Source organism: Telluria sp. ZB2R32 (genome assembly GCF_059685715.1).
In genome coordinates this window covers 1-12,410 of record NZ_JCASIG010000003.1, presented here as the reverse complement: position 1 = coordinate 12,410, position 12,410 = coordinate 1, and the positions used below count along the sequence as shown (strand labels likewise).

At 65.5% G+C, this 12,410-nt stretch carries 15 protein-coding genes; 9 read left to right on the top strand and 6 right to left on the bottom strand.

Translation table 11 applies throughout. The features are described 5' to 3' along the window. Positions 1 to 121 precede the first annotated feature (121 nt). Entirely contained in the window at positions 122 to 682 is a 561-nt protein-coding gene (locus AC56LG_RS09420; RefSeq protein WP_497165858.1) for a DUF488 domain-containing protein, read from the bottom strand. 106 nt (positions 683 to 788) lie between these two features. On the opposite strand from AC56LG_RS09420, the gene AC56LG_RS09415 reads away from it, so the two are divergent. Next, on the top strand, positions 789 to 1,637 hold the full coding sequence (locus AC56LG_RS09415) for a DUF817 domain-containing protein (RefSeq protein ID WP_497165857.1): 849 nt from the start codon (positions 789 to 791) through the stop codon (positions 1,635 to 1,637). Between the two features lie 199 nt (positions 1,638 to 1,836). Here AC56LG_RS09415 and AC56LG_RS09410 read toward each other — a convergent pair whose 3' ends face one another. Next, complete coding sequence (locus AC56LG_RS09410; RefSeq protein WP_497165856.1) at positions 1,837 to 2,241, bottom strand: hypothetical protein; 405 nt, start codon at positions 2,239 to 2,241, stop codon at positions 1,837 to 1,839. 147 nt (positions 2,242 to 2,388) lie between these two features. On the opposite strand from AC56LG_RS09410, the gene arfB reads away from it, so the two are divergent. After that, entirely contained in the window at positions 2,389 to 2,787 is a 399-nt protein-coding gene (gene arfB / locus AC56LG_RS09405; protein ID WP_497165855.1) for an alternative ribosome rescue aminoacyl-tRNA hydrolase ArfB, read from the top strand. Here arfB and AC56LG_RS09400 read toward each other — a convergent pair. Next, positions 2,777 to 3,481, bottom strand: a complete 705-nt coding sequence (locus tag AC56LG_RS09400; protein ID WP_497165854.1) for a hypothetical protein — start codon at positions 3,479 to 3,481, stop codon at positions 2,777 to 2,779. The two genes, arfB and AC56LG_RS09400, sit on opposite strands and share 11 nt — an antisense overlap. 268 nt (positions 3,482 to 3,749) lie before the next feature. Between AC56LG_RS09400 and AC56LG_RS09395 the strand changes: the two genes are divergently transcribed. Continuing rightward, positions 3,750 to 4,916, top strand: a complete 1,167-nt coding sequence (locus tag AC56LG_RS09395; protein ID WP_497165853.1) for a DUF2325 domain-containing protein — start codon at positions 3,750 to 3,752, stop codon at positions 4,914 to 4,916. A gap of 182 nt (positions 4,917 to 5,098) precedes the next feature. Here AC56LG_RS09395 and AC56LG_RS09390 read toward each other — a convergent pair whose 3' ends face one another. Together AC56LG_RS09390 and rpiA are read right to left on the bottom strand one after the other, a co-directional pair. Then, on the bottom strand, positions 5,099 to 5,416 hold the full coding sequence (locus tag AC56LG_RS09390; protein ID WP_497165852.1) for a hypothetical protein: 318 nt from the start codon (positions 5,414 to 5,416) through the stop codon (positions 5,099 to 5,101). Positions 5,417 to 5,426: 10 nt separating this feature from the next. Continuing rightward, positions 5,427 to 6,104, bottom strand: coding sequence for a ribose-5-phosphate isomerase RpiA (gene rpiA / locus AC56LG_RS09385; protein WP_497165851.1), 678 nt, complete (start codon positions 6,102 to 6,104; stop codon positions 5,427 to 5,429). A 205-nt stretch (positions 6,105 to 6,309) separates the two neighbouring features. Here rpiA and AC56LG_RS09380 point away from each other — a divergent pair, with 205 nt between their 5' ends. From AC56LG_RS09380 to AC56LG_RS09355, 6 genes are read left to right on the top strand one after another with little or no spacing between them, the layout of a single operon-like run. Beyond that, entirely contained in the window at positions 6,310 to 7,521 is a 1,212-nt protein-coding gene (locus AC56LG_RS09380) for an efflux RND transporter periplasmic adaptor subunit (protein ID WP_497165850.1), read from the top strand. Beyond that, positions 7,521 to 8,282, top strand: coding sequence for an ABC transporter ATP-binding protein (locus AC56LG_RS09375; RefSeq protein WP_497165849.1), 762 nt, complete (start codon positions 7,521 to 7,523; stop codon positions 8,280 to 8,282). The genes AC56LG_RS09380 and AC56LG_RS09375 overlap by 1 nt, the downstream gene beginning before the upstream one ends. Further along, complete coding sequence (locus AC56LG_RS09370; RefSeq protein ID WP_497165848.1) at positions 8,279 to 9,502, top strand: ABC transporter permease; 1,224 nt, start codon at positions 8,279 to 8,281, stop codon at positions 9,500 to 9,502. Before AC56LG_RS09375 ends, AC56LG_RS09370 begins: the two co-directional genes overlap by 4 nt. 10 nt (positions 9,503 to 9,512) lie before the next feature. Further along, a complete protein-coding gene (locus AC56LG_RS09365; RefSeq protein ID WP_497165847.1) occupies positions 9,513 to 9,935 on the top strand; it encodes a hypothetical protein in 423 nt (140 codons plus the stop codon). 12 nt (positions 9,936 to 9,947) lie between these two features. Then, positions 9,948 to 10,415 carry an AAC(3)-I family aminoglycoside N-acetyltransferase gene (locus tag AC56LG_RS09360; RefSeq protein WP_497165846.1) on the top strand — a complete coding sequence of 156 codons (468 nt, stop codon included), beginning with the start codon at positions 9,948 to 9,950 and terminating at the stop codon, positions 10,413 to 10,415. Positions 10,416 to 10,440: 25 nt separating this feature from the next. Continuing rightward, complete coding sequence (locus AC56LG_RS09355) at positions 10,441 to 11,340, top strand: alpha/beta fold hydrolase (RefSeq protein ID WP_497165845.1); 900 nt, start codon at positions 10,441 to 10,443, stop codon at positions 11,338 to 11,340. A 28-nt stretch (positions 11,341 to 11,368) separates the two neighbouring features. On the opposite strand, the gene AC56LG_RS09350 is transcribed toward AC56LG_RS09355, so the two are convergent. Next, positions 11,369 to 12,410, bottom strand: a 1,042-nt coding sequence (locus AC56LG_RS09350) for a tripartite tricarboxylate transporter permease (protein ID WP_497165844.1), incomplete at its 5' end; no start/stop codon positions are given.

Here is a 12,410-nt window from a genome sequence, read left to right as displayed (position 1 = left end):
AAGGTGGGCGGCTTTGCCGCCTACGCGTTCAACCAGCCGGTGATATGTCGCGAATGATCTGATGGTTGTTGAACGCGTGGGCGGGGGACCTGCCACCTTACTGGGTCTGCAACGCCCCGCGCTAATCTTCCCCTCGGCAGCACTCCTCTTCACCCGCCTCTTCCGGCGGATACAAGATCCGCGTCCCCTCCACCCGCGCAAACGGCGTCAATTTGGCCGGCCTCCTCTTGCCCGGATTGATGATGTGCTCGACCGGAATGCCGCGCACCAGCAGCGCGTCCGCCACCAGCGAGCGGTGGCAGCGCCAGGGCACCGATTCGGCGCACATCAGCGCGCAGCGCGTGGTCCGCGCCAGCGCGATCACCGCCTCCACGTTCGCGGCGAATTCCGGCGTCTGCATGTAGTCGGCATAGCCGCGGAACGAAGTGTTGCGCCAGCCGCTGTTGGGCGAATCCTTCAGCGCGCGGCGCAGTCCGCCGAGGCCCGGCATCTGCCGGTATGCGATGCCGGCCGCCTGCAGCGACAGCGGCAGCTGGTCCTGGCCGAACTGCGGATTGTGGCGCGACTTCGGCACGGTGCGGACGTCGAGCAGCAGCTGCACCTCGTTCTGGCGCAGCAGGTCGATGAATTCTTCGATCGGCCGGTTCGAGTGGCCGATGGTGCGGACGATTTCCGTGTTCACGTTACAACTCCCAATGGCGAAATCAGATTTTCTCCCGGATGGGATTCGACCGGCGCCGCGGAGCTCGTCGTACAATCGACGGACCGCCACCGGCCTGGAAAAGAACATGAACAAGCTCGCCGCATTCGACAACCTGCTGCTGGACGACCGGCCACGCGATCTCAACAACCTGCGCCGCGGCCTGGTCGAGTTCCTGTACTTCGGCTTCAAGAACGCGCGTTCCTGCCTGTTCGTCTTCACCTTCATGGCCACCGTGCTGGTGATGCCGCGCGCCGGCCTGTTCGGCATTCCGCGCTACGACCTGCTGCTGCTGGTCGCCCTCGGCATCCAGTTCTGGATGGTGTACGCCAAACTGGAAACCTGGGACGAATTGAAGGCGGTCTGCCTGTTCCACGTGGTGGGGTTTGCGCTGGAAGCGTTCAAGGTGTCGGGCGGTATCCAGTCCTGGGCCTATCCGGATTTCGCGTACACCAAGGTGCTGGGCGTGCCGCTGTTCGCCGGTTTCATGTACGCCTCGGTCGGCAGCTACATCGTGCAAGCCTGGCGCATGTTCGACCTGCGCATCCGCCACCACCCGCCCTACTGGATGGCGGCGCTGATCGCGCTCCTCATCTATGCCAACTTCTTTACCCACCACTACATCGGCGACTACCGCTGGTACCTGGCGGCCTGCGCGCTGGGGCTGTATTCGCGCACGACCGTCATCTACCGCCCGCTCGACCGCGACCGCCAGATGCCGCTGATGCTGGGCTTCGTGCTGATCGGCTTCTTCATCTGGCTGGCCGAGAATATGGGGACCTTCTGGGGGGTGTGGCGCTACCCGAACCAGCTGGGCGCCTGGTCGATCGTCCACATCAGCAAGTGGAGCTCGTGGTCGCTGCTGGTGATCATGACGTTCACGATCGTGGCCAGCCTCAAGCACATCAAGCGCAAGATTCACATCGCAGAGGCATGACCATGAACAGGAATAACGCGCGCAGCAAGGCTTTCATCGTGGCGAAATGGGTGCTGATCGCCCTGGTCGTGCTGTTCCTGGTAACGCGCGTCATCCGCTACTTCCTGCAATAGCAACGACAATGCCCGCGCACCTTGCGGCGAGCGGGTTGTCGGCAGAACAGCCGGCTGCGCTGCAGCCGGTTTGATTCGGGTTCGGATTACTTCGACGCGTCCTGCATCTTCTCGCCGGCACGCTCCAGGCCCTTGCCGGCCTTGTCGGTCAGGTTGGCGGCGCCTTCCTTGACGTTGGCGGCGGCTTCTTTCGATTCCTGGCGCACTTCGGCGCCGGCTTCCTTCATGTTGGCGGCAGCGCGGTCGGTGGCGGCATCAACGTTGGCGGCAGCGCGCTCGGCGCCCGCTTCGACGTTCTCAGCAGCGCGTTCGGTCGCTGCACCAACGGCGGCGCCGGCTTCTTTCGTTTCCTGGGCGGCATTAGCGGCGGTGTTGTCGATGGCCGCGCCGGCTTCCTGGGCTGGGCCCGTCGTTGGGTCGGCGTCTTTCTTGCAACCGGTGGCGAGGACGGCGACGGCAAGCATCAGGGCGGAAATGGTGGTCTTGTTCATGACGAGCTCCTTATCGAATTGTTAATACAAGATTACACGTTTTTGTTCCAGAGGGGCCGCACGTTACAGTTGTTACAAAAACATTATCTGTGCATAGCCCGGCGCCGCTCCATGGCATGATGCACGTTCCGTACAAATGGAAGCATCGTGACACCTGCCATCAACCCCGCCGAAGTCGAGTTCATCGCCATCCGCGCCCAAGGCCCCGGCGGCCAGAACGTCAACAAGGTCTCGTGCGCCGTGCATGCGCGCTTCGACATCGGCGCCTCTTCGCTGCCGCCCTGGATCAAGGAACGCCTGCTCGACATGCGCGACACCCGCATCACGCGCGAAGGGGTGCTGGTGCTGAAGGCCCAGCAATCGCGCAGCCTCGAGCAGAACAAGGAGGACGCGCTGCAGCGCCTGCAGGCGCTGGTGGCGCAGGCGGCCGACGTGCCGCCGGTACGCCGCGCAACCAAACCGACGCGCAGCTCGCAGCGGCGCCGGCTCGACGAAAAGACGCGCAGCGGCCAGGTCAAGGCGCTGCGCGGCAGAGTCAGCGAGTAGTTTCGGACTGCGCAGTTTCTTGCGCGCCGACCTTGCCGGCACGGCTGTGCCGGTCCCCTGCCGCGGTCGCGCGCAGCACCCTTGCCTGGGCGGCGAGCAGCGCGAGATAGCCGACCAGTTCCACCAGTTCTTCATAGGCTTCGCCCTGCTCGAGCACGACATCCTTGAATGGATACAAATGCCCTTCGGCGAAGGTCGAGGCGCACATGACGGCCACGATGGTGAGGATCGGCAACCACGGGAAGCGCCGGCGGGCGATCAGCTGCCTGAGCGGACGGTCGAGCCGATGACGCCAGGCGGCGACCAGCACGATGAGGAGGATGACCCCGGCGAATGCCGGCACCAGCGGCCGGTACCAGAGCACGCGCGAAGTATAGATCGGCCCGCCGGCGTCGAAGCCGTGAGGCGGGAGAAACACCGCACCCCAGCTCAGCTCGCGCCCGGCCAGCAGCAGCCAGACCGGCACCGCGCAGGCGGCGATCAGGGCGGCGGCTTGCGGACGCAGGCGGCGCCAGGCAAGCCAGGCCAGCACCGCGCCCATCACCAGCGCGATCGCCTGCGCATTTTCGACGACGCCGTTTTCCCACGCCCAGGCCGGCGGCATGATTCTCGACAGCGGATAGCAGGCGAGGAAGGCCAGCAACAGGGCCCAGTGGAAGTGGCGCGAATCCAGCAAGCGGGTGAGTGTGTGCATTTTTATTATTGGGTAAAGGATTGTCCGGCGGATTGACCGGCGCCCGGTGGACAGGTCATCGGCAGGACACGCTACGATGCGTTCATGGTACTAAATGACCAATAAGTTATTTAGAGCATTTGCTCAAATACCCGGCACGACGTGCCACGCCAGGATACGGCCGATTCGCCCGCGCACGAATTCGCTTGCGCTCGTTCCCCCGGCAGGTAGAATATAAATGAGAATGATTATCATTCATTACCTTACCACTGCCTGTCGAGGACCCATCATGTGCGACAAACCTGCCCCATTTGCTCCGACCTCAGCCGCCACCCAGGGTTCGCGCCGCCGGCGTTTATGGGAACTGTCCCCTACCTGCCATTGTCCGCTGATCGGCGTCGGCCTGTCGCTGCAGGGCTTGCGCAAACTGGCCGAAAAATCCATCGGCAATGAATTGGGACTCGACGATTACGAGCTGCATGTGGGCGTCGTTAACGAATGCGCGGCGCGCAAGACCCTGTCCGAGGCGCTGCAAAAGGAATTCGAGCGTCGCTATGCCGGCGAGGTCGCGCGCTTCCACAAGGCCAGGACCACGGACGAGGTGCAGGCGCTGTGGAATGCGGCGGTCGCTGCGGGCAACGTCGCCGGCGCGTACTGGGCCGGCCTCACCCACCCACGCTGCACGCCGGAACTGGAAGAGCAGATGACGCGCGACATCCACATGGTGCAGCACCAGGCCGGGGCCGGCGCCCGCGTCGACCTCGACAAGTACAACAGGCTGCTGGACGACAATGCGCGCATGGAACGCGAACTGGTCAGACTGCAGGAACGCTGCAACGCGCTGGTGCAGGACAAGGCGACGACGGCGCGCGAGCACGACGCCGCGCTGATGGGTTTGCGCGCGCTGGCGATCGGCAGGGAGACCGAACTCGGGCAGGCGCGCGCCGAACTGGCGGCGCTGCGCGCGACGGTCCCGGAACTGGAAACGCGCAAGCGCCTCGCCAATCGCCTGGCGCAGGTGGAGGCGCGCGAGGCGCGCTTGCGGGCGCAGCTGGCGGCGCTGAAGGAGGCGCAGGTACCCGCAGCCCCGGTGTCGATGTCCGAGTGCGTGCCGCAGCCGGCGCCCCCTGTCGCCCAGCCGGTCCGGCTGGTCAACCGCAGCATCCTCTGCGTGGGCGGGCGCAGCGGCAACGTGCCGGTCTACCGCAGCATGATCGAACAGGTCGGCGCCCAGTTCGCGCACCATGACGGCGGCCTGGAAGACAGCAGCGGCCTGTTGGATGCCAGCCTGGCGGCGGCGGACCTGGTGATCTGCCAGACCGGGTGCATCAGCCATGGGGCCTACTGGCGGGTGAAGGATCATTGCAAACGCACGGGGACGCAGTGCGTGTTCGTGGACAATCCGAGCGCGTCGAGTTTGGCGCGGACCTTGCGGGAAGTGGAGACGGCGTTGTGAGGTGAAATTGAGGGCGCGTTTGTTCAAGCGTTGAACCGCGTGGGCTCGGAGAGCCCACCCTACGGTGCACCACCGCCGGTAGCAAGTTCATGGAACTGTTGTGTACTGTAGGGTGGGCTCTCTGAGCCCACGCGTTTCGTACCCATGCATACCGTACCGTCGGCGAATGTGGGATCGTCAACCTACATCTTGCGACACTGCCGCAACTCGCAGCGCGCCATGAACACCTTGCCGTCGCTGCACTGCAGCCGATACACCTCGACCGGCCCCGGCTCGGTGATGAGCCCGGCGCCCTGCCCGCTGCAGGCGTGCTGCCGCGCCAGCTGCTCGACCGTCACCGAAGACACGCCGACACGATAAGGAACCCGCTCGATCGGCACCTCGGCCGCCTGCGCCGCGGCCCTGGCCGGCGTTCCAGCAACCGGCGCCGGCATCGGCGAATTGAACATCGCGCAGCCACCCGCGGCAGCCGCCACCATCAGCGCCAGCAATGTCCGCATCGCCGCTCCTTCAGAACGTCAGGGTTTTCACGCCTTCGGCCATGCCGAGCAGGCAGACGTTGGCGCCGCGTTGCGCGAACAGGCCGACCGCGATCACGCCGACGATGCCGTTGATCCGCGTTTCCAGCGCCACCGGATCGGCGATCTGCAAGCCGACCACGTCGACGATCTCGCCGCCGTTGTCGGTAATGAAGGGCTCATCGCTGCCGGCCCTGGTGCGCAGGCGCGGCTGGCCGCCGAGGGCGGCGAGCTGGCGCATGACGGCGGCGCGCGCCATCGGGATCACTTCCACCGGCAGCGGGAATGTACCCAGGGTCGCCACCAGCTTCGAGCCGTCGGCGATGCACACGAACTGCTTCGACACCGAGGCCACGATTTTTTCGCGCGTCAGCGCCGCGCCGCCGCCCTTGATCATCGCGCCGCTGTCCGTGATCTCGTCGGCGCCGTCGATGTAGACGGCGATCGACTCGACCTCGTTCAGGTCGAACACGGGAATGCCGTGGCCGCGCAGGCGCGCCGCGGTGGCTTCCGAGGAAGCGACGGTGCCCTGGATGCGGTCCTTGATCCGCGCCAGTTCGTCGATGAAGAAATTGGCCGTCGAGCCGGTGCCCACGCCGATGATTTCGCCGTCGACCACGTAATCGATGGCGGCGCGTGCCACGGCTTGCTTGAGTTCGTCCTGGGTCATGATGTCTGCAAAGTAAAGAGGGAATGGCGCCATTTTAGCGGATCGCCATGGCCAGGCTCGCCCTCTGCATCCGCATTACCACATGCATATCCGATTCCCGCCCATATGCATCCAATTTGCATTGCCGAAAGCACAAAAATCACAGACACTCAGTTAATTGCAATTAATTGCAATTTGGCATCATCCTTCCCTGACAGGTCACCCGATGAAGATCTTCACCAAAAAACGCGTGCTGGCGGCAGCCGCCCTGCTCGTTGCCGGCGCGGCCGCCGTCGCCTACGCCAAGCTCAACAGCGAGCCGAAGACGCCGCCGCTGAAGTACCGCGCCAGCGTGGTCGACACCGGCAGCATCACGCATACGGTGACGGCCACCGGCACCATCAATCCGGTAGCGCTGGTGAACGTCGGCTCGCAAGTCTCGGGCACCGTGGTCGAGCTGCAGGCCGACTTCAACGACCGCGTGAAAAAGGGACAGGTACTGCTCAAACTCGACCCGACCATCTTCAACGCCCAGGTCGGCCAGGCGCGCGCCAGCGTGGCTTCGGCCCAGGCGTCGCTGCGCCTGGCCCAGGCCAGCTTCGAGCGCAACAAGCAGCTCGTCGCCCAGAACTTCATCTCCAGCCTGGCGCTCGACCAGTCGCAGCGCGAACTGGAGGTGGCGCGCGCCAACGGGCAGCTGGCGCGCGCGCAGCTCGACCGCGCACTGGCGGACGTCAACAACAGCGTGATCCGCAGCCCGATCGACGGCGTGATCATCAAGCGCACCATCGACCTCGGGCAGACGGTGGCGGCCTCGTTCAACACGCCGAACCTGTTCCAGATTGCGCAGGATCTGACCAAGATGCAGATCGATACCAGCGTCTCGGAAGCGGACGTCGGCGCCCTGAAGGATGGACTGCCGGCGCGCTTCGTGGTCGACGCCTACCCGAACCGTGAATTCAACGCGACCATGCGCCAGTTCCGCCTGGCGCCGAACGTGGTGCAGAACGTGGTCACCTATAACGTCGTGCTCGACGTCGCCAATCAGGACGAGTTGCTGAAACCCGGCATGACGGCGCAGGTGCGGCTGGTAGTGGACAACCGTCCCAGGGCGCTGCGCATCCCGACCGCCGCCCTGCGCTTCCGCTTGTCGGAAGAAGAGCAGGAAAAGGAGCGCAAGGCGGCGGCCGACAAACAGGCGAAGGAGCCTGCCAACACGGCCTCCCTGCCGCCGCCGGAAGACGATTTCGCACTCCAGAATACGGGCGCGACCGCGCGCATGTTCAAGGTCTATAAACTCAATGCGAAGAACGAAGCGCAGCCGGTCGACATCCGCATCGGCCTGTCGAACTTCCGCTATACGGAGGTGGTGAGCGGCGACCTGAAAGTGGGCGAGCGCGTGGTGACGCGTTCGCTGGCGCCGGCCAAGGATATGTAATGACCGAGGCATTGATTGACGCATTGATTGATATTCGCGCCGTCACCAAGAGCTACGTGTCGGGCAGCGTCGAGACGCCGGTGCTGTTCGGCGTCGACCTGCGCGTGGAACGCGGCGACTTCATCGCGGTGATGGGCCAGTCGGGCTCCGGCAAGTCGACGCTGATGAACATCCTCGGCTGCCTCGACCAGGCCAGCGGCGGCGACTATTTTCTCGACGGCGCCGATACGCGCGCGCTCTCACGCCCGCAACTGGCCGCGATCCGCAACCGCACCATCGGCTTCGTGTTCCAGAGTTTTAACCTCATCAAGCGCATGAGCGTGGCCGAGAACGTGGCCCTGCCGCTGATCTATGCCGGCGTGGCGCGCGGGCGCGCGCTGGCCAAGGCGAAGCAGGAGCTGGAGAGGGTCGGGCTGGGAGAACTCGGCAAGCGCACGCCGAACCAGCTCTCGGGCGGCCAGCAGCAGCGCGTGGCGATCGCGCGCGCCCTGGTGGGCGACCCGCCGCTGATCCTGGCCGACGAACCGACCGGCAACCTCGACACCCAAACCAGCGACGACATCATGCGCGGCCTGCAGGCCTTGAACCGCGAACGTGGCATCACCATCGTGCTGGTCACGCACGAACCGGACATCGCCGCCTGGAGCCGGCGCCTGGTGCGCCTGAAGGATGGGCGGGTGCTGTACGACGGACCCGCCGGCGAGGGCTTGCGCCAGCTCGCCGCCAGCCACGAACAGGCGGCTGCCGGGAGCCCGGCATGAAAGTGCTGCAGGTACTCGTGGAAGCCCTGCGTTCGATGGCCGCCAACCGGCTGCGCACGGCGCTGACCATGCTCGGCATCGTGATCGGCATCGCCTCGGTGGTGCTGATGCTGGCGCTGGGCGACACCATGCAGCGCTTCATCAAGAAAGAGATGCAGATGCTCGGCACGAACATGGTCTACGTGTTCCCCGGCGGCGACCGCACGCAGGCGCAGCGCATGCGCAGCGGCGCCGTGCCCGCGCTCACCGTGGCCGACGCCGTCGCCCTGAACAGCCTGCCCAGCCTGTCCGGCGCGGCGCCTGCGCTGCAGGGCAGTTTCAAGCTCGCGGCCGGCAACGAGACCGCGGCGAACCTGGTGCATGGCATCACGCCGGCCATGCTCAAGATCCGCAACTGGAAGATCGACCAGGGCAGCATGTTCACCGACGACGACGTGCGCGCCGCCGCGCGCATGGTGGTCATCGGCCAGAAGGTGGCCGACCAGTTCTTCTACCGCCAGGACCCGCTCGGGCGCTACCTGCGCATCGAGAACGTCGCCTTCCAGGTGATCGGCGTGCTGCAGGGTGAAGGCCGCCAGCTCGACGGCGACGACCTCTCCGAAATGGTGCTGGTGCCGATCACCGCGGCGCGCGCCTACATGGTGCGCGGCCCCTTCCCCGACAACGTCCACTACATCGCCGCCCAGGGCAAGAGCGACGGCATGCTCGACGATGCGATCGAGGACATGAAAGAGACCCTGCGCGACCGCCACCGCATCAAGTTCGAGGAACCGGACGATTTCAAGATGCAGAACATGGCGACCTTTGCTGCCACCGCCGGCAAGATCAGCGCCGGCATCGCCGCCCTGCTCGGTGTGATCGGCGGGATCTCGCTGGTGGTCGGCGGCATCGGCATCATGAACATCATGCTGGTGTCGGTGACCGAGCGCACGCGCGAAATCGGCATCCGCATGGCGATCGGCGCGCGCCCGCGCGACATCCTGCTGCAGTTCCTGGTCGAGGCGGTGATGATCTGCCTGGCGGGCGCCGCGGTCGGCATCGCGATCGCCGCGGCCGGCGCGGCGGCGATTACCGCGGCGGCCGAGTTCGACGTCAGGGTCGGCCTCAGCGCGGTGATCGTGGCCTGCGGATTTGCCACGGCGGTGGGCGTGTTCTTCGGGTTTTATCCGGCACGCAGGGCTTCGCGCCTGTTGCCGGTCGATTGTTTACGTCACGAGTAGATTGGACAATATGTTCGCATTGCGCAGCCTCCTGCTGGCCGGCCTGGTCTGCCTCGGCGCCCTGCCGACCGGTGCGCATGCCCAACGCGCGCCGGACGTCGAGAAGGAGCGAGCAAAGCTGGTCTACCGCTTGTACCAGGCCACCTACGGCGCGCAGCAACGCTGCGGCGCATCCGCCCCCAGCCACGGCGAAACGCTGGCGCGCTTCCTTTCGGCCTATCCTGAATTGATTACCCTGCTCGATGCCTCACCCTATCTGGCGCAGGCACGGGACCGGTTCACGCCACTGCAGGACAGTGGCGCGCTGCCGCAACTGGACGAAGAAGGCTTGCGCCGCGAATGCCGGGGACTCGAGGCGATGCTGCGTGCGCTGATCGATGCACCGGGAAGCGCCGAAGCGGTTGCCGGGTATGTCGACATATTGAAAAGGTAGAAGCATAAAGCGATGACGACCATTCTCCAGCTCGGACCAGGCGACGCCGGCCTGATGGATGCAGTGCTCTCCTTCTTCGGCGAGGCTTTCAACGATCCGGTCTCGTACACGAGCAAGCGGCCAAGCACGGATTATCTGCGCACGCTGCTCGGTGGGGACAGCTTTATCGCACTGGCGAAGCTCGACGGCGACAAGGTCACGGGCGCCCTGTGCGCCTACGAACTGCGCAAGTTCGAGCAGGAGCGCAGCGAGATCTACATCTACGACCTGGCGGTGGCGGCGACGCACCGGCGCCAGGTCATCGCGACCGCCCTGATCCGCGCGCTGCAGGACATCGCCGCCGCGCGCGGTGCCCGGGTCATCTTCGTGCAGGCCGATACCGCGCCCGAGGATGCGGCGGCGATTGCGCTTTACACGAAACTGGGCACCCGCGAGGACGTGCTGCATTTCGATCTTCCCGTCAACCGGACGGACCACTGATGTATCCCGAACAGGAACCAGAACGATGAAAACGACCTTCTCGCGCCGCACATTCACGACCGGCGCACTCGCCTTGCTGGCAGCCCTTCCATTCACGAGCGCGCTGGCCGCGTCTTTCGCATCGGAGCGCATCAGCGTGCGCACCGAGGGATCGGGCCCGGACGTGATCCTGATCCCCGGCCTGAATTCCTCGCCACGCACCTGGGCCTCGACCGTGGCCGCGCTGCCGGGCTACCGCTACCACCTGGTGCACGTCGCCGGCTTTGCCGGGCAGCCAGCCGGCGCCAACAAGGAGGGGGCGGTGGCGGCGCCGGTCGCCGAGGAAATCGCGCGCTACATCAGGGAATCGAACCTGAAGGCACCCGCCGTCATCGGCCACTCGATGGGCGGCACCATCGGCATGATGCTGGCCGCGCGCCATCCCGAGTCGCTGTCGCGCCTGATGGTGGTGGATATGTATCCGTTCCTGGGGACCTTCTTCGCCGGCCCCGGCGCCACCGCCGCGCGCGTCGAAGCCGTCGGCGACCAGATCGCCGCCGGCATGCGCGCCACGCCGCCAGACCAGCGTTCGAAACGCGCCAACGACACCATCGCCGGCATGGTCGACACCGAAGCGATGCGCCCGGTCGCGGTCAAGGATTCGATGCAAAGCGACGCCGACGTCGCCATCCGCGCCTACCGCGAACTGATCGTCACGAACCTGATTCCGGAACTGGCGCAGATCGCGGTGCCGGTCACGGTGCTGTACGTCCAGCCGAAAAGCGTGCCGCTCCCGGCCGAGCAGTTCGATGGCGTCTACAAGGCCGCGTACGCGCCGGTCAAACAGCTGACCATCAAGCGCATTCCGGACAGCGCGCACTTCATCATGTGGGACCAGCCGCAGCGGTTCCAGGCGGAGGCGAAGGCGTTCCTGTCGGCGCGCTGAGCCGGCACGCTGCGCCGCTCCATGGCCGTCACTCTTCCTGGAAAGCTTCCTCGCGCTTCCTGCGCAGCGACGGCGACAGCACCACCGCCATCGCCAGCGCGGCCAGGCCGAGCATGACGGCGCTGATCGGACGCTGCACGAACACCAGCGGGTCGCTGTGCGACAGCAGCAGCGCGCGGCGCAGGTACTCTTCCATCATCGGGCCGATGATGAAGCCCAGCAGCATCGGCGCCGGCTCGGCGCCCAGCTTGGCGCAGATGTAGCCGAACAGGCCGAAGATCGCCATCAGGTAGACGTCGAACTCGTTGTTGTTCAGGCTGAACACGCCGATCGCGCAGAACATCAGGATCGCCGGATACAGGCGGTGGTAAGGCACGGTGATCATCTTGACCCAGAGGCCGATCATCGGCAGGTTCAGCACGACCAGGAACAGGTTACCGAACCACATCGACACGATCAGGCCCCAGAACAGCGCCGGCTGCTCGGTCATCACGGCCGGACCCGGCTGGATGCCCTGGATGATCATGGCGCCGATCATCAGCGCCATCACCGGGTTCGACGGAATGCCCAAGGTCAGCATCGGGATGAACGAGGTCTGGGCGCCGGCGTTGTTGGCCGACTCGGGGGCGGCGACGCCCTCGATCGCACCCTTGCCGAAGTTGGCCGAGTTCTTCGAGATCTTCTTTTCGATCGAGTACGACGCGAACGAAGCGAGCATGGCGCCGCCGCCCGGCAGGATGCCGAGGGCCGAGCCGAGTACGGTACCGCGCAGCACCGGCGCGATGATGCGCTTGAAGTCGTCCTTCGTCAGCATCAGGCCCTGGACCTTCTTCATCATCACCGAGCGCGACTCGTCGTGCTCGAGGTTGCGGATGATTTCGCCGATACCGAACATGCCCATCGCCACGATCACGAAGTTCACGCCGTCGGCCAGTTCAGGCAGGTCGAAGGTATAGCGCGCCAGGCCCGAGTTGACGTCGGTGCCGATCAGGCCGAACAGCAGGCCGAGGATGACCATGCCGATCGCGTTGAGCAGCGAACCGCTGGCCAGCACGACGGAGGCGACCAGG